This window comes from Escherichia sp. WS1118 (assembly GCF_046487695.1).
In the GTDB taxonomy this organism is placed as follows: Bacteria; Pseudomonadota; Gammaproteobacteria; order Enterobacterales; family Enterobacteriaceae; genus Escherichia; species Escherichia coli.
In genome coordinates, this window is record NZ_JBJQIZ010000006.1 from 98,655 (window position 1) to 114,936 (window position 16,282).

Genomic DNA, 16,282 nt, shown 5'->3' on the forward strand with positions numbered 1-16,282 from the left:
TCACTCATGCCGCGCCGGACGATTTATTTTTCTGGCGCGGCGGCGGGAATCCATTGAAATCAAAATCACCGATGACAGAATCAGCAGCGTTCCCAGCCAGTCCGGCAATGTGAAGGTGATCCCCAGCAACAACAAAGAGAGCAGCGCGCTACTTAATGGTTCTGCACAGCTTAAAATGCTGGCTTTTGGACCACCAATTAATTGTGCTCCTTTCAGGTACAGACTAAATGTCAGGGACGTACCAATGACCACCAAATAAAAAAACGCCAGAATCAAACTGCCGTTAACGACAAAGTTTGTCCCTTGTCTGGCATAAAAGGGCAGCAGGATCAGACCGCCAATCAGCATACTCCAGCCGACGACCGGTAACGTGCCATAGCGGGCAATCAGCGTTGAGGGATAGGTGGTATAGAATGCAGCAGCAAATGCCGAGGCAATCCCCCAGAATAACGCGGCAGGAGAGATCGATAATGACGTCGGATTACCGTGTGTCACCAATAAAAAAGTCCCGATCAGCGATGTCAAAATAGCGCAGAAAACCAGAATGCCCGGGCGGGATTTACGCACCAGTGAGAACCAGGCGACGATAATAGTCGGTGAGAGGAATTGCAGCACCGTTGCCGTGGCTGCGTTCGATTTTTCGATGGTTAGCAAAAAAGTGAGCTGTACGGTTAGCGCGCCAACCACGGAAAAAATCAGTAGGCTAATGGCATCTTTGTGATTGTTAATAATAGAAAAGATTTTATCACCATGAACAAATGATAGCGTCAGCAGAATCAAACCGGCGAATATCAAACGCGTCATAGTCAAAAACTGCGACGACATCTGGCTTTGCTCCATGATGTATTGCGCGCAGACCCCTGAACTTCCCCACAACACGGCGGCAATCAGAACGTTCAGCATCCCCTTTCTGGTGGAACCCATTTTTCCCTCTGCATACTGTTTTGTCTTTTCATCAATATACGTTAAGGATACCACTACCGATGACGGTGAGGGAGTAGAGTAATCAATCAGTTTTAGTGAATGGAGGAAATAATGACATATAACAATTATTCATATGGTATTTAAAAAAACTCACTATGAAATTTAATTATTTAATGTTCAATAACTCTATGGCTTTAGTATATTCATCAGGAATACCAATTGTAAAACAAGGTGCGGTATCGGTAGGTATATTTTCTTTGTTGTCATCATTCAGAACAGAAATAGAAAACTGTCGTTCAGGTGTTGATGTCGTGGTTATTAAAATGGTTGGATTAGGAAGATAAATATATGTTGTCTCATTTTTTAGTTTTATTTCTTTGATGTTTTCTTTGTTAATTTTATCAATCGTTTCAATAGAGAAAAAAGAATCATGCCCCATTCGCAGTTCAATTTTATTATCGTTTTCGAATAAATAAATGGCATTATTGTTTTGAAACAGATTGAATATATTGGTAGCGCAAGTTTGAGTTGCTAGCCAGGATGCCGCTGGATGACTCAAATTAATATGCGTGCTAAAGACTTTGACGCGACTACTTCTGTTTTTCTCTTTACTTTCAATTAAATGCCTAGCGCTTTTGGCTGCTTTACAAGTTCCATGCCCCACACGGCAAAAATAATCTCCTGAAAGGATACTTACAATCAGTATTACACCAATGACGACAGAAAAAATAGTTCCGATGAGTTTGATGATGACAATCCTTGTGCAGTGTTATTTTCACCATTGATTATAATGTTATAGTGAAATTATTGCGCATGTAATTTTTCTTTGATTGTTTTAACATCACATTTATGCACTTCTTCATCTTTGTAGCAGGTAAAAGCCATATATGGATGGCTGGTGTCCGGTGCAGATAAAATGCAACTTATTCTTGATAGCTTGAAAAAAAGAGAGGTTTTTTTGAGTGACGGTTGATAGTCGGTGGCAAGGAAGACGTTTTCGTACACTCGGCAAGAAAAACGAATCACTCTGTCATACTACCAGATACATCAGCAGGGTCAGGTTGCTCAGAAATAAGCAGGATGGGGATCACTGAAGAGGCATTTTGGCGATCACAGGAGTCGCATTTGATGGTTAATTTATTGATTTAATGTTTATATTTTGAATTTGATAAATGAGTCACCCCATAAGTACCACCAAATGGTTTTGCGTATGGCGTTTGGGGGGATTCCGGGCTACTTTTTCGACTCTTTATTCCACTGTAGCAAACCAGCGATATCCTTCTCGCCTTCGGCTTCTTTTAAGCGCCGTTGTTGTTCGGCAAACTGAACATACTCCGCCTGCGCTTTTTCATCGGCCATTTTCTTGCTGATTTTACCAGCGCCCTGTAGAACCTCTCGGTCGTTAAATTGCAGGAACTGATCCAGCTTATCCTGCCAGTCGCGCAAAAAGACTTGCTGACGACGACGGGCCTGATCCTCGGCAAAGTCCAGCCACATATTAACCACGCGATTAAGTTCGCTGACCTCATCCTGGGTGAGATAATTTTTTGCCACCGTCACGTCGCCCTTACGTACCTCTTCACCTTTATAACTGGTCAAGCCCATGTGCGGCTGGTTGGCATCTGCTCGTTTGTGGATGAGTTCCGCAGCGGTATGCCCGGTACAGGCAAAATGCAGTTTATTCTGGATGGTTTGAAAAAATTGCGTGGTTTCTTTAAGCGATGGCTGATAGTCGGCAGCTAAAGCAAAGATCTCCCGCACCCGCAAATATACCCGACGCTCGCTGGCGCGAATATCGCGGATGCGTTCAAGCATCTCATCAAAATAGTCGGGCACAACCGATGAACCGACAGGCGGATTCTTCAGCCGCTCATCGTCCATCACAAAACCTTTGATCAGGTATTCCTGAAGCGTCTGGGTGGCCCACTGGCGGAATTGCGTGCCTCGAGGCGAGCGAACGCGATAGCCGACAGCGAGAATGGCTTCGAGGTTGTAATGGTCTATCTCTCTGGAAACCTGACGTTTTCCTTCCTGGCGAACTATCCGGAATTTCCGGATGGTTGAGTTTTGAACAAGTTCACCTTCGGAAAATATATTGATTAAATGTTCGTTAATAGTGCGAACATCTTTATCGTACAGTTCAGCCATTGCCGCCTGGGATAACCAGATTGTGTCTGACTCAAAGCGACATTCAACACGCACTCTTCCGTCACCGCTGGCAAACATAATAAACTCGCCTGCTGGGGGCTGGGTTAAGTCTTTGTCTGACATGTCGCCTCCGAAGGAGTGTTGTTGACGTCGGGAGAGTTCAGGAGAGGCATTTTGGCGGAAGATCACAGGAGTCAAAATTGCCATATAACCATTTGATTCAAATCGTTTATATTTTTCTATTATAATTCATTTATACACATCCTTATACATATAATATCTATCGATTAATTTTTACACGTATCTTCACGCATGTTAACTCAGGAAAAAAATTTTTTTTCGAAAGAACTGTTCACACTGTTCACCTTTCTGTTTTCTCCTTTTATTTCAGAGTGATAGGTGGTGAATAATGGGTGAAGGGTGAACATTCGATTCTTCACCTCCGGCATTCTGCCGGTGTGACTCATACCGGTGATTAATCCCCCGAACTGAAATCACACAGGGAGAAAAAAGTTTTTTTTTGATTTGATTGTTCACACTGTTCACCTTTCATTTTTCTCTTTAAATTTCAGTGTGATAACGGGTGAATATACGGTGAAGGGTGAACAGTGGATTGTTCACCTTCGGGGAATTCAGGGATAAAAAAAGACCGGCAGATGCCGGTCAGGTGGGTCAGGCTGTCGCAGGGTCGTCACATTTTGGCAGCCAGTCGCCGTAGCTTTCCTCTTTCAGCGTCAGGTTGGTCTGTATCCCCTGTTTGGTATGGCGCTTCTCGTAATTCAGTCCGTATTCCTTCAGCATCACCGGCAGCCCCAGCCCGAACATTTTCAGACTGAGTACATTCCGGTAGCCGTTTGCCTCCATGTAGGCCAGATAGGCGTGATAGAGGTATTTACGGTAATTACGCGGGATGATACTGGCGTTCCCCATATACATGCCGCTGGTCTGCGGCAGGGTTTCCAGATAGCCGATAAAATCAAACGTCGGGTCGGCATCCCGTTTGATGTTCAGTGCCTCGTCTGAGTTCTGCTGGGACTGAAGCAGTGACCGGGCGAGCATCGGGTCGCTGAACTTCTGCATCAGGTGACGCACGATGACCGCCAGCTCGCGGGTGATTTTGTCCTTAAGCTGCGGGTCGCGCTCCTGCGGGGCTATCTGTTCCGGGAAGTGAATAATCACCCGCCGGCGTGACACGCCGCCGCTGCGGTCGGTGAAGCGCATCGGGTTATTGTTCACGGCCAGAATCACCGCCGGGATATGCGTGGAGTACGCATCCCGGTATTTCGGGTCCACGGACACCGCATCGCCGCCGGTGATGGCCTTGAGTCCGGCACCGTCGCCGCTCCATTTTTCCTGGTCCGGCAGGCGTATCAGTGAGAAGCCAGTTAACGCGGCACGTTCACGCGGGGATTCCAGCGTCTCAATGGTGGCCGACGTGGCGTTATCCTCCCCGGCCAGCAGGGTGGCTATTTCGGCCATGATACTTTTGCCGCTGCCGCCGGGACCGGTCACCTCCAGAAAGAGCTGCCAGTCGTAGCGGTTTGCCAGCACCATAAACAGTGCGGCCAGAATTACGTCGCGTTTTTCCGCACGACCACCGGCAGCACGGTCAAGCCAGCGCCAGAACGCGGGAGCGTGGGTTTCCAGCGTTTCACCGTCCACCGGCGGGGTGAAATCCACATCGCACAGGGTGCGCATCCAGTGTGACGGACTGTGCGGGTGGAACGTGCCGTTCTGCGTGTCGAGCACGCCGTTACGAAAGCCAATCAGGCGGCGGGAGGGGGCTTCCTGCTGTGGAATAATCAGCTTCAGGGTGTCCACCACGGAGGCCACCTTCCCGGAGGAGAACGGCGCGCGCAGACGCTGAAACAGCCCGGCCACATCCCGGGCAAAGTCCTGTGGCGGCAGCACCTTCCAGACACCATTTTCATAGCGGGACAGAAGCTGGCCGTTGGCATCGACCGCGAGCGCCTCACCGTAATGCTCATAGATACGCATGGCCTTTTCGCTGGTACTCATGGCGGAAAACTCTGCTTCGCTCATGGTGTCGAACGGGCTTTCAGCCGGTGGCCGGATGGCATCGTAAATGGCCTTACGGGTGGCTTCCCCGCCGTACTGCGTGAAGGCATCATTCCAGTCACCGAAGACCGGCGGCAGGGCAACAACGCCCTCACACGCATCTGCGGCTGCGGCGGCTTTTTTCTGGCCGTCACCGCTGAGGTCACGGTCTGCGGCAAGGACAATCTGACAGGCCGGATGCTTCTGCCGGGCAAGGCTGGCCAGAGAAAGGAGGTTCACGGAAGAAAGCGCCACCATCACCGTTTCACCGGTCAGGTGATGCACGGTAAGTGCGGTCGCGTATCCCTCCGCTATCCACAGACGTTTTCCGGCCTGATTCTGTCCTTCAAGGGTGTGACAGGTGCCCCTGACCTGTCCGCCTTTCAGGGTGCGCTTACGGCCGTCAGCACTGATTAACTGAAGGTTAACCAGTTCGCCGCTGTCGTCATACAGTGGCACCACAAGGTCACCGGCACGCCAGCTCACGCCACCGGCTCTGTGTGTGCCGGTCAGCATCCGGCATTCCCGGCCGGGAAAGCCCTTGCGGGTCAGGTAGGCGTTACCGGTTCCGGTACGGGTTTTCGCCATCAGGGTTTGTGCCAGTGCGGCGGCGTTCTTCCGGGCAGCGTCTGTTTCAGCACCGGCGGCGGCCGTCACTGCCGGGTCAGCCGGGGGCAGGCTGCCGGTCACGGCAGCCACCTTTGTGGCCGCGTCGGACGGGGAGACACCAAACACCTTTTCAACCAGTTTCAGGCCGTCACCGGCACCACACTGATTGCAGTACCAGGTGCCGCGCCCCTCCCTGTCATCAAAACGGAAGCGGTCACTCCCGCCACAGACCGGACAGGGCTGATGACGGTTTTTCAGCACCTGAATCCCCAGCGCCGGGAGGATACGCGGCCAGTGGCCGAGCGCATGGCTGACGGTGGCGGTTACGTTCATTTTCATGGTGTTGTTCTCCTTCAGTGCAGTACCGGCGCTTTTATGTGACGGGCACAGAGTTCATCCATCACAACCAGCCCGAGAAAGGACAGCGACGGCGCGGCCTTCAGGGGGCCGGATTCCATTAAATCTTCCAGCAGGGCACAGGCTATCTGACGCCCTTTTTCCTCACCGTGCTGGCGCAGATAAAAGCCTTCCAGCTCAGCGGCGATGGCCGCCTCCAGTGACTCAAGGGTGAGATGCGGGTAGCGGTGCTGACGTTCGCACACGGTCAGCCAGGCACAGGCGACAGCGCGACGGTAAAGGGCAGCGCGTAAGACGGGCGGTAAGGGTGTTTTCATTTGCTTTCCTCCCTGTGACAGATGACTGCATTCCGTGCCGGTTGCATTAACTGATAAGGCATATCTGCGTCTCCTGAAGACATGCGTATCCCTGCGCGAATACGCACATTTAATTTTTCGGGTGTCGTTTTTTAATTACAGATAATTGCGGTAACTGTTATCCGGGGTGGTTTCCGGGTCAGGCTCCGTGCGGGGAATTTCCCGCCATTCCCGCGCCACCGGTGCCGCCCGGCTGACCGGAACAGGATCCTGCGGGTAAATATCCAGATATTTCTCCCGCCATTTCTGTAATTCCGGGTCTCCGGCCATTTCTTTCAGTACCGCATGCCGGTTTACGGGGCTGCGTTTAAACAGGTCAGGACGGTCACAGGTAAATTCCCGCAGAAAACGCCCCAGCGGGATGTCTGTGGTGCGCCCGTCGGCGAGGATACGCACAAGGATACTGAATTTACGGCGGTACGGATTCCAGACAATGTCCGGGCAGCGGTACGGCATTTCCCACGGAATACCGTCTTCCAGAATGCCGACCACGGCCACATCGGAAAAACCGGCAGAACGGTAAATCTCACCGGGCTGGGGAAAATCAAACATGCGTCCTGTCTCCCCGGTCTTTCTGCTGGGCGAGAAAATCGCGGCACAGGCCTTTGGCTTTCAGCTCATTCAGCACAAAATCAATATCTTCATTCAGGTAGCTGAAAATATGCGGAATGTAGAGCTGATGCAGGCCGGAGAGTTCACGGTGAATCAAATCACCCCCAACAAACTGGGATACGGCGCTGGCGCGGTTGAGCTTATGGTAAGCCTCAATGCTGAGGTGTTCACGGGCGTCATGACGCGCTGAGACGGTCTGAGGGGCTTTTTTATTACGCACGGGACACCTCCACCACCGGCAGACGGGCAGCAAGGGAGAGCACATAGTCACGGACAAGGGAACGGCGGGCGCTGCGTTCATCACCGGCGACGGTGCGAAGCATACAGATACGGGGATGACGGTCTGCGCGACGGACAGCCGCAAACACAAAGACAAATTCAGGGTGTGAGGGGGTAAGGGTCGTAGCCATAAGGCAACCTCCGATAACAGCGTAAATGACGCTATCGCCGGAGTTCTCACGCTCGATGGCGATAGCCCAGACGGGGGTGAGAATACCGGCGTTATCGGAAACCGGCCAGCCCGGAGGCTGCCCCGCCTGAGCTACCATTGACTCAGTGGCATAACATGCGATTGCGAACAGGATCATACCTGCACGGCAAACCACACGCCACACCATAATCTGGTGCTCTGTGGCGTTGATTGCGACACAAAAAAAGACGCATGGCGCGTCATATGTCGCCGATAACATACTCGGGTTCTCACGCCCGGCTGCCGATTTTGCGGCAGCGGAAAAACTATATCCGCAAATGCCGGAAAAAGGCAAGCCAGAAAAAGGGAGTTTTTGCAGAGCGGGCATCATCATGCGTCGTACCCCCGTTTGCGTCCGGCAATGCGTCCGGCCATCCATGCGGTGACTTCAGAGTGCAGCCAGGCCACATTTTTACCGCCAAGACTCACCTGCGGCGGAAATTCCCCCTTACGGATGAGTTCATAGATGGTCGAGCGTGACAGGCCGCACAGGTGCATCACTTCCGGCAGACGTAAAAAACGCTCCTGCGTGATGTCCGGCAGCGGCATCAGTGGCGTCACAGGGGCGGGAGACGGGGAAGAAAAAACAGCTTGCATCGGGCTACCTCGTTAATGTCCATACAGCACCGGATAAGTCCGTCCGGCTTCGGGTAGCGCTTTATTTTGTGAATATTTTTGGCAGACGCAACAGGGGGGATTTGTTCCGGCAGCCTTACAATGCTTGTGTGTTTTTTGTTCATTCCCACTTAAAGTCATTTAAAGCCACTTAAAGCAATTCGTAATTTTTATAGTGAAATACAAATCGTTTCTTCTTATTCATTCACAGCGAATTAATAAAAACAAACAGTAGTAAACAGCACAAAAAGTCCATGAGCGGGTGAACAGTGGTGAACAGACGGTGAACAGTCATTACTGCGATTGTTCACCCTTTAACTTACTGTATTACTTATCTTTTTTCTTATGGTGAACAGAGGTGAACAGTAAAATATAAAAAAACAAACAGTAAGCCGGTTTTTCCTGCGACCTTTTCCTGGCTTGCCGGTCTGAGGATGAGTCTCCTGTGTCAGGACTGGCACATCTGCAATGCGTCGTGTTGTTGTCCGGTGTACGTCACAATTTTCTTAACCTGAAGTGACGAGGAGCCGGAAAATGTCTGACAACACCATCCCTGAATATCTGCAACCCGCACTGGCACAACTGGAAAAGGCCAGAGCCGCCCACCTTGAGAACGCCCGCCTGATGGATGAGACCGTCACGGCCATTGAACGGGCAGAGCAGGAAAAAAATGCGCTGGCGCAGGCCGACGGAAACGACGCTGACGACTGGCGCACGGCCTTTCGTGCAGCCGGTGGTGTCCTGAGCGATGAGCTGAAACAGCGCCACATTGAGCGCGTGGCACGCCGGGAGCTGGTACAGGAATATGACAATCTGGCCGTGGTGCTGAATTTTGAACGTGAACGCCTGAAAGGGGCGTGTGACAGCACGGCCACCGCCTACCGGAAGGCACATCATCACCTTCTGAGTCTGTATGCAGAGAATGAGCTGGAACACGCCCTGAATGAAACCTGTGAGGCGCTTGTCCGGGCAATGCATCTGAGTATCCTGGTACAGGAAAATCCGCTCGCCAACACCACCGGCCATCAGGGCTACGTCGCACCCGATAAAGCTGTCATGCAGCAGGTGAAATCATCGCTGGAACAGAAAATTAAACAGATGCAAATCAGCCTCAGCGGTGAGCCGGTTCTCCGGCTGGCAGGACTGTCAGCGGCAACACTCCCGCACATGGATTATGAGGTGGCAGGCACACCGGCACAGCGCAAGGTGTGGCAGGACAAAATAGACCAGCAGGGAGCAGAGCTTAAGGCCAGAGGGCTGCTGTCATGATGCGCTGCCCTTTCTGTCGTCATTCAGCGCATACCCGCACCAGCCGGTATGTGAGTGACAATGTCAAAGAAAGTTATCTGCAGTGCCAGAATATTTACTGTTCGGCGACATTTAAAACGCATGAGTCAATTTGTGCCGTGATTCGTTCTCCGGTCACGGAGGAAAAACCAGCACCGGCAAGCACAGCACCGGCTGTTGTCCGAAAAGTTAAAGGCTGTTACAGCTCACCATTCAACCATTAATCAGGAGACGGGGTGTGACCACAATGTCATTACAGCAGGCTTTTGAGGTCTGCCAGAATAACAAAGCGGCATGGCTGCAACGCAAAAATGAGCTGGCTGCAGCCGAACAGGAATATCTGCGGCTTCTGTCCGGGGAAGGCAGAAACGTCAGCCGCCTGGACGAATTACGCAATATTATCGAAGTCAGAAAATGGCAGGTGAATCAGGCCGCCGGTCGTTATATTCGTTCGCATGAAGCCGTTCAGCACATCAGCATCCGCGAGCGGCTGAATGATTTTATGCAGCAGCACGGCACAGCACTGGCGGCCGCACTGGCACCGGAGCTGATGGGCTACAGTGAGCTGACGGCCATTGCCCGAAACTGTGCCATACAGCGTGCCACAGATGCCCTGCGTGAAGCCCTTCTGTCCTGGCTTGCGAAGGGGGAAAAAATTAATTATTCCGCGCAGGATAGCGACATTTTAACGACCATCGGATTCAGGCCTGACGCGGCTTCGGTGGATGACAACCGTGAAAAATTCACCCCTGCGCAGAACATGATTTTTTCGCGTAAAAGTGCGCAACTGGCATCACGTCAGTCTGTGTAAAATTCCCCGAAAATCCGCCCGTTTTTACTGAAAAAAGCCATGCATCGATAAGGTGCATGGCTTTGCATGCGTTTTCCTGCCTCATTTTCTGCAGACCGCGCCATTCCCGGCGCGGTCTGAGCGTGTCAGTGCAACTGCATTAAAACCGCCCCGCAAAGCGGGCGGGCGAGGCGGGGAAAGCACTGCGCGCTAGGAACGAAATTATTTGTAATTATTTATTATCTCTTCAATCTTCAAAAGTGCTTGTGAGAAATCACTTAATTTCCGTGTGTTGACTATATAGCGTAATAAACCTCTGATTGTCTCTGCTTCTGAGTTAAATCTAAATCCTTTATAGTTTTCAACAAGCTTGGATACTTTCTCAGGAAGATTGTCATAGCTGTCTGAAATCTCTGATGCTAATAAAAATAATTCAAATTTAATCTTTCTTTCTTCATTGAAATCAGTTGTGGAAATATTTTTGATAAATGATTTTATTTTATCTCTATTCTTTTCTGTTGATATTCTGTACAGATCATATAGTATTGTTTCAGCAGCTCTTGCTTTATCTGTATTCGGATAAGAACTAATTTCATGAAGTAATTTATCGACCTTGCTGTCGTCTTCTATATTAACGCCCAGTTTTTTGGCTACTGAAAAAATATTAGCAAGGCCTCTATTGACTATAGCTATCACCTCATACCTACCAAGGTTTCTACTTATTAACTTATCGAGAATCGTGTATATTAAAGTTTTTATGCTGTCAGTGGATAAAGTTTCACTGTGGGTGTTGTACCTTATAACGACATATTCGGAAATAGCATCATAGAATGCTAGGTTGTGGTATGAGGACTTTAAAGTGTCGTTTAATGTTTTTAATACTACCGCGTCTTGCTCTGTGGTTATTTTCATTAAAGATAGTAGTTTTAATGCGTTGATTAACTTTCCTTCTATAGGGTTGAGAAACGTAGCGAACTTGCTATATGACTTCGCTAGGTTTTGCAGTACAGTATTTATTAACCAATCTAATTCTTTGGGTTGAACAGACAGCGATAATAGTTTTTTATCTTCTTTCCTTAGTATAAGAGATAGGGTTTTATTATCAATGTATTTAATGCATGAATATAATTCTAATCTTGTTAGAGAAATCTCGTCTTTATCAGAATCCTTGATTATTTTTATTTCAATGAATTTGCGAATCACATCCTTGAATTCTTTATAAACATCAATTAAACATCCATTTTTTACAACAAAAATTATAAGGTTTTCGAAAAGAAATTCCGTTTTATGAAGATCCCCGTCAACTAATAACTTTGTATTTCTTTTTCTTATATCGCTATACTTTGTTAATAATGAGCTAACGGTGTAGTGAAGATTTAATAAATAATTAAAGGTTACTAAATCATAGATTACGGAGACGGTTTTTTTTATATTTCTCGGTAAGTTATCATATAATTCATGAATTTTATTCTCCTCAAGAGTTGAGTATCTTTCTCTATTAATTGAAAAATCATACTTCAATCTATTCAAAATAATATTTTGATTGAAAAGCGATATGAGAATATTTGCATAGTCCTTTCGTCTGATCTCTTCTGATAATTCCTCCTCTATAATACTGTAAGCCTCATCGTATTTATTTAACTGGAAGCAATTATATTTCTTAGTCTTGTCTATACTATTTGCAACCTTATGGGGGCGTGTATAGGTAACTATTTCGTTATAGTTGAAATTAATTTCCTTATCTATTTTAATTAATGAATCATTTGGTAGCACTTCAGTAATCAGTAGCACTTCATCATGTTTATCGTTTAAAACAATACCATATATACTTGCTTTTTTTAATATAAAAAATAATTTTTGGAGATGCGGCTTATAGTCTTTAACTTTTTTATCATTACTGAGTATACTCAAAAACTTCTTATAAAATCCTCTTAGCTCTATATTATTATCATTAGAGGTTACTTCGGTGTCATAAAATTGCAATAAAGCTTTTGGTCCATTGTCATCAATATACATTAAACCGCAATTAGTGAAACATCTGGTAACTTGTTCAGCAAGTATTGCATTTAACGATTGAAGAGATCTCACTCTTGAATAAATAGCATTAATTATTTCGATATCATCTAAGTCTGCACATAGTTCTAGGCTATTTAGGCTATGCAGGAAAGTATATAACTTGTTTGAATATGAATTGTTATTGAAAGGTTTGATTGTTTCATCGGTTAAAATAATAGTGGTTATACCATGACTTTCAAGATATTTTCTTTGAGCAGGAATATCTTCGAATACTACTAAATACATAGGGGGTCTAACAGATGAATGATTCTGAGTCCATTTAATTATTTGCTTTAGATCTATATCATTATATGAATACCCCAAAAATAGCACAGTATGGGTGGAAATAACACTTTTAACATAATTTTCAATTAAGGGAAAATTGAAGCTATAATTTAAGTAATCATCTTCTTTAAAGACGATGTTGTGATTTTTAAAATCACCATGCATTTTTATCAATTTTTTGCCAAGGTAAGATTTCATCAAATCTTTGTCACTGCTTATTATATTATAAAAGTAAGATTTGGCATTTATAGCTGCTTCAAGCAAAGTGTCCCAATTCGTTGTGATAACAGAGTGAGGATTCAGTTTAAATATTAGATCGTGAATCTTTGAATGGGGAACATTTTCAGGAAAGAAATCTTTGATTCTTTTGTAGTAAAGATGCTCACCAAATGTGAGGTAATAAAGCTGTGCTATTTTTAAATAATCTGATTCATCTTTGATATTGAGATCTGAAATGAGAGTGTCAATTAAGTCCCCCCATGAAGGCATTTTGATAGTTTTTGTTTCAGAGGATTTTGAAACACCAGCCCCTACAAAAATAGCTAAAGACTCCTCATCTTTTGCTCTTAAAATACTAGCTATATGTTTGTTTAGCAAATCCATTGTATATACCTCTCAATATAATTTATCTGAATACCATTGCATCATTTTTTTTCTATGTTCAAGATATTGAGCATGATTGTAAGTCCCTCGGATTCTGTTTTTATCAACATGTGCCAATTGTATTTCAATCCATGCGCTATCAAACCCTTGTTCGTGCAATATTGTCGACATGGTATGCCGAAAACCGTGACCTGTAGCACGGCCTTTGTAGCCAATTAACTCAATCACTTGTGAAACACTTTCTTTTGAGATTGGCTTGCTGCGGTTGTTCCTGCCAATAAAGATGTAAGGGTAATGGCCGGTAATAGGTTTGAGCTGTTTGAAAAGGTCAACTACCTGAGTAGATAAAGGAACAATGTGAGGTCTACGCATTTTCATACGTTCCGCTGGTATCTCCCATATACCTTTTTCGAGGTCTACTTCTTCCCACGTAGCAAAGCGCATCTCCTGCGTTCTTACACCAGTCAGCATGACTATCTTCGTAGCATTTTTGGTGATGATGCTACCGGTATACGCTTCAAGATCTCGAATAAAATGAGGCAACTCTTCAGCGGATAAAAATGGATGGTGTTTTTGCTTGGGAACGGCCAGAGCGATAGCTAAATCAGGTGCAGGATTGTACTCAGCACGGCCAGTTATGATTGCATAGCGATAAACCTCACCGCATCTTTGACGCACCTTGCGTGTTTTCTCTAGTGCTCCACGTTTTTCGATTCGTCGTAATACTTCAAGCAGTTCTAATGGTTTGATTTCACTGATAGGACGTTTACCAATGAACGGGAAGACATCTTGCTCGAATGTCTTAATGATTTCTTCTCGATAGGCCACAGTCCAGCGGTCAGCTTTGTTGGTATGCCATTCTCGACATATTGCTTCGAAAGAATTTTCTGTTGATAGCTTTTGGGCGAGTCTTAAAGCTTTGCGTTCCTCTACCGGGTCAATGCCATTAGCAACCTGCTTACGGGCGATATCACGCTTCTCACGTGCTTCTGCGAGGCTTACTAAATCGTAGCTGCCAAATGACATTAACCGCGCTTTCCCTGCAAACCGGAAACGGAAACGCCAGCCTTTCGAGCCATCGGGATTGATAAGCAATGACAGACCTTGTCCATCGTTCAATGTGTATGGCTTGTCTTGTGGTTTTGCACGTTTGATCTGTATATCGGTGAGAGCCATGTGTATAACTGAAAACTACTTATAAAAAATCTATACACATTACTATACATATTTTTCGCGGATTTAGGGAGACGATCTCGGACTGTTACGGATAAGATGATTATTCATCATATTGAATATAAAGGGTTTTATGGATCATCTCGGAACTGGCTGGATGAAGTTTGGCGGAAGATCACAGGAGTCGAACCTGCCCGGGACCGCTGGCGGCCCCAACTGGATTTGAAGTCCAGCCGCCTCACCGGAGACGACGATCTTCCGCGCCTCGATTGCTACATGGAGGCGGGGCGCATTATAGCTACTTCCTTGAGTTTCTACATCCCCCAGATCAGTTTTTTCCGCCTAATACACGCAGCGTATTATCACGAAAACATTATAGTTCATATAAAACTCATATTTTACAATGATATATGAGCGAAATTAACGCTACCACGATCACATAAAACAAGAATCATAAATTAATAACCAGATATCGGAATATTCGCTCTCGCAGGGATGGTTTACAAAATGCGTTATCGGTCTCAGCACCCCTATAGCATCAAGGAAAAGCAGATGAAGAGTGAAGTGTTGTCCGTTAAAGAGAAAATTGGTTATGGCATGGGAGACGCCGCCAGCCACATTATTTTCGATAACGTAATGTTATATATGATGTTCTTTTATACCGATATTTTTGGCATTCCTGCCGGATTTGTCGGAACCATGTTTTTGGTCGCTCGTGCACTGGATGCGATTTCCGATCCTTGCATGGGGTTGTTGGCCGATCGAACGCGCTCTCGCTGGGGTAAATTTCGTCCGTGGGTACTGTTTGGCGCACTGCCATTCGGGATCGTCTGTGTACTGGCCTATAGCACGCCAGATCTCAGTATGAACGGAAAAATGATTTATGCAGCAATTACTTACACTCTACTTACCTTACTTTATACCATCGTCAATATCCCTTACTGCGCATTGGGTGGTGTAATCACCAATGACCCGACTCAGCGTATCTCGCTGCAATCCTGGCGTTTTGTGCTGGCGACCGCGGGAGGCATGCTCTCTACTGTTCTGATGATGCCACTGGTTAATTTAATTGGTGGTGATAATAAACCACTCGGTTTCCAGGGCGGTATCGCGGTCCTTTCCGTGGTGGCATTTATGATGCTGGCATTCTGTTTCTTCACCACTAAAGAACGCGTTGAAGCACCACCTACAACGACGTCTATGCGGGATGATTTACGTGATATCTGGCAAAACGACCAGTGGCGTATTGTCGGTTTCCTGACAATTTTCAATATCCTGGCGGTGTGCGTACGCGGTGGGGCGATGATGTATTACGTCACATGGATTTTGGGTACGCCGGAAGTGTTTGTCGCTTTTCTCACCACTTATTGCGTGGGTAACCTGATTGGCTCCGCACTGGCGAAACCGCTGACCGACTGGAAATGTAAAGTCACTATCTTCTGGTGGACGAACGCCCTGCTGGCAGTGATTAGCCTGGCGATGTTCTTTGTTCCTATGCAGGCCAGCATCACCATGTTTGTCTTCATCTTCGTGATTGGTGTGTTGCATCAACTGGTGACACCTATCCAGTGGGTAATGATGTCCGATACCGTCGACTACGGCGAGTGGTGTAATGGTAAACGCCTGACCGGGATCAGTTTTGCTGGCACGCTGTTTGTGCTCAAACTGGGGTTGGCCTTCGGTGGTGCCCTTATCGGCTGGATGCTGGCTTATGGCGGATATGATGCGGCAGAAAAAGCGCAGAACAGCGTCACAATTAGCATCATTATCGCGCTATTCACGATTGTTCCGGCGATCTGTTACTTGCTGAGCGCGATTATCGCTAAACGCTACTACTCGCTCACGACGCACAATCTGAAAACCGTTATGGAACAGCTGGCGCAGGGCAAACGCCGTTGCCAGCAACAATTCACCTCTCAAGAAGTGCAGAACTAAGGAACG

General features: G+C 47.0%; 15 protein-coding genes and 1 tRNA gene. 4 read left to right on the top strand and 12 right to left on the bottom strand.

Going from position 1 to position 16,282, the window contains the following annotated elements; genetic code table 11:
* From ACJHYO_RS12445 to ACJHYO_RS12485, 9 genes are all read right to left on the bottom strand, one after another.
* Entirely contained in the window at nt 1-924 is a 924-nt protein-coding gene (locus ACJHYO_RS12445) for a carboxylate/amino acid/amine transporter (protein ID WP_000535950.1), read from the bottom strand.
* A gap of 166 nt (nt 925-1,090) precedes the next feature.
* Nucleotides 1,091-1,588, bottom strand: a complete 498-nt coding sequence (locus ACJHYO_RS12450) for a hypothetical protein (RefSeq protein WP_000509811.1) — start codon at nt 1,586-1,588, stop codon at nt 1,091-1,093.
* A 569-nt stretch (nt 1,589-2,157) separates the two neighbouring features.
* On the bottom strand, nt 2,158-3,195 hold the full coding sequence (locus tag ACJHYO_RS12455; protein ID WP_001280585.1) for a virulence RhuM family protein: 1,038 nt from the start codon (nt 3,193-3,195) through the stop codon (nt 2,158-2,160).
* A 549-nt stretch (nt 3,196-3,744) separates the two neighbouring features.
* Nucleotides 3,745-6,078 carry a primase-helicase zinc-binding domain-containing protein gene (locus ACJHYO_RS12460; protein WP_000783687.1) on the bottom strand — a complete coding sequence of 778 codons (2,334 nt, stop codon included), beginning with the start codon at nt 6,076-6,078 and terminating at the stop codon, nt 3,745-3,747.
* A gap of 14 nt (nt 6,079-6,092) precedes the next feature.
* The gene (locus ACJHYO_RS12465) at nt 6,093-6,413 is read right to left on the bottom strand and encodes a DUF5375 domain-containing protein (protein ID WP_000856729.1); all 321 of its coding nucleotides are present in this window, start codon (nt 6,411-6,413) and stop codon (nt 6,093-6,095) included.
* Between the two features lie 135 nt (nt 6,414-6,548).
* Complete coding sequence (locus tag ACJHYO_RS12470) at nt 6,549-7,004, bottom strand: hypothetical protein (protein WP_000459327.1); 456 nt, start codon at nt 7,002-7,004, stop codon at nt 6,549-6,551.
* Nucleotides 6,997-7,284 (bottom strand): hypothetical protein, encoded by a 288-nt coding sequence (locus ACJHYO_RS12475; RefSeq protein WP_001244665.1) that lies wholly within the window; start codon nt 7,282-7,284, stop codon nt 6,997-6,999. The genes ACJHYO_RS12470 and ACJHYO_RS12475 overlap by 8 nt, the downstream gene beginning before the upstream one ends.
* A complete protein-coding gene (locus ACJHYO_RS12480) occupies nt 7,277-7,867 on the bottom strand; it encodes a host cell division inhibitor Icd-like protein (protein WP_000980222.1) in 591 nt (196 codons plus the stop codon). Before ACJHYO_RS12480 ends, ACJHYO_RS12475 begins: the two co-directional genes overlap by 8 nt.
* A complete protein-coding gene (locus tag ACJHYO_RS12485) occupies nt 7,864-8,130 on the bottom strand; it encodes a helix-turn-helix transcriptional regulator (protein ID WP_001149160.1) in 267 nt (88 codons plus the stop codon). The genes ACJHYO_RS12480 and ACJHYO_RS12485 overlap by 4 nt, the downstream gene beginning before the upstream one ends.
* A 552-nt stretch (nt 8,131-8,682) precedes the next feature.
* On the opposite strand from ACJHYO_RS12485, the gene ACJHYO_RS12490 reads away from it, so the two are divergent.
* Genes ACJHYO_RS12490 through ACJHYO_RS12500 form a run of 3 tightly spaced genes read left to right on the top strand, consistent with a single transcriptional unit; the run spans nt 8,683 to nt 10,246 of the window.
* On the top strand, nt 8,683-9,417 hold the full coding sequence (locus ACJHYO_RS12490) for a hypothetical protein (RefSeq protein ID WP_001283022.1): 735 nt from the start codon (nt 8,683-8,685) through the stop codon (nt 9,415-9,417).
* Nucleotides 9,414-9,659, top strand: a complete 246-nt coding sequence (locus ACJHYO_RS12495; protein WP_000984201.1) for an ogr/Delta-like zinc finger family protein — start codon at nt 9,414-9,416, stop codon at nt 9,657-9,659. The genes ACJHYO_RS12490 and ACJHYO_RS12495 overlap by 4 nt, the downstream gene beginning before the upstream one ends.
* A 23-nt stretch (nt 9,660-9,682) precedes the next feature.
* Nucleotides 9,683-10,246 carry a phage polarity suppression protein gene (locus ACJHYO_RS12500; RefSeq protein WP_000058233.1) on the top strand — a complete coding sequence of 188 codons (564 nt, stop codon included), beginning with the start codon at nt 9,683-9,685 and terminating at the stop codon, nt 10,244-10,246.
* Between the two features lie 201 nt (nt 10,247-10,447).
* Here the strand turns inward: ACJHYO_RS12500 and ACJHYO_RS12505 are convergent, their stop codons facing one another.
* The 3 genes from ACJHYO_RS12505 to ACJHYO_RS12515 form a co-directional block, all read right to left on the bottom strand.
* Nucleotides 10,448-13,168: an SIR2 family protein gene (locus tag ACJHYO_RS12505; protein WP_410232477.1), complete on the bottom strand. Its 2,721-nt coding sequence runs from the start codon at nt 13,166-13,168 to the stop codon at nt 10,448-10,450.
* 12 nt (nt 13,169-13,180) lie between these two features.
* Nucleotides 13,181-14,344, bottom strand: coding sequence for a tyrosine-type recombinase/integrase (locus ACJHYO_RS12510; RefSeq protein ID WP_001218976.1), 1,164 nt, complete (start codon nt 14,342-14,344; stop codon nt 13,181-13,183).
* Between the two features lie 162 nt (nt 14,345-14,506).
* Nucleotides 14,507-14,601, bottom strand: a tRNA-Sec gene (locus ACJHYO_RS12515).
* A gap of 292 nt (nt 14,602-14,893) precedes the next feature.
* Between ACJHYO_RS12515 and ACJHYO_RS12520 the strand changes: the two genes are divergently transcribed.
* The gene (locus tag ACJHYO_RS12520) at nt 14,894-16,276 is read left to right on the top strand and encodes a glycoside-pentoside-hexuronide family transporter (RefSeq protein ID WP_000834420.1); all 1,383 of its coding nucleotides are present in this window, start codon (nt 14,894-14,896) and stop codon (nt 16,274-16,276) included.
* Nucleotides 16,277-16,282: the final 6 nt, after the last annotated feature.

Bases quoted from the DNA above. Each gene is read 5' to 3' on its own strand.
- ACJHYO_RS12445 (WP_000535950.1), bottom strand. From the start codon at position 924: ATGGGTTCCACCAGAAAGGGGATGCTGAACGTTCTGATTGCCGCCGTG.
- ACJHYO_RS12455 (WP_001280585.1), bottom strand. From the start codon at position 3,195: ATGTCAGACAAAGACTTAACCCAGCCCCCAGCAGGCGAGTTTATTATG.
- ACJHYO_RS12460 (WP_000783687.1), bottom strand. From the start codon at position 6,078: ATGAAAATGAACGTAACCGCCACCGTCAGCCATGCGCTCGGCCACTGG.
- ACJHYO_RS12465 (WP_000856729.1), bottom strand. From the start codon at position 6,413: ATGAAAACACCCTTACCGCCCGTCTTACGCGCTGCCCTTTACCGTCGC.
- ACJHYO_RS12470 (WP_000459327.1), bottom strand. From the start codon at position 7,004: ATGTTTGATTTTCCCCAGCCCGGTGAGATTTACCGTTCTGCCGGTTTT.
- ACJHYO_RS12480 (WP_000980222.1), bottom strand. From the start codon at position 7,867: ATGATGATGCCCGCTCTGCAAAAACTCCCTTTTTCTGGCTTGCCTTTT.
- ACJHYO_RS12485 (WP_001149160.1), bottom strand. From the start codon at position 8,130: ATGCAAGCTGTTTTTTCTTCCCCGTCTCCCGCCCCTGTGACGCCACTG.
- ACJHYO_RS12490 (WP_001283022.1), top strand. From the start codon at position 8,683: ATGTCTGACAACACCATCCCTGAATATCTGCAACCCGCACTGGCACAA.
- ACJHYO_RS12495 (WP_000984201.1), top strand. From the start codon at position 9,414: ATGATGCGCTGCCCTTTCTGTCGTCATTCAGCGCATACCCGCACCAGC.
- ACJHYO_RS12500 (WP_000058233.1), top strand. From the start codon at position 9,683: ATGTCATTACAGCAGGCTTTTGAGGTCTGCCAGAATAACAAAGCGGCA.
- ACJHYO_RS12505 (WP_410232477.1), bottom strand. From the start codon at position 13,168: ATGGATTTGCTAAACAAACATATAGCTAGTATTTTAAGAGCAAAAGAT.
- ACJHYO_RS12510 (WP_001218976.1), bottom strand. From the start codon at position 14,344: ATGGCTCTCACCGATATACAGATCAAACGTGCAAAACCACAAGACAAG.
- ACJHYO_RS12520 (WP_000834420.1), top strand. From the start codon at position 14,894: ATGAAGAGTGAAGTGTTGTCCGTTAAAGAGAAAATTGGTTATGGCATG.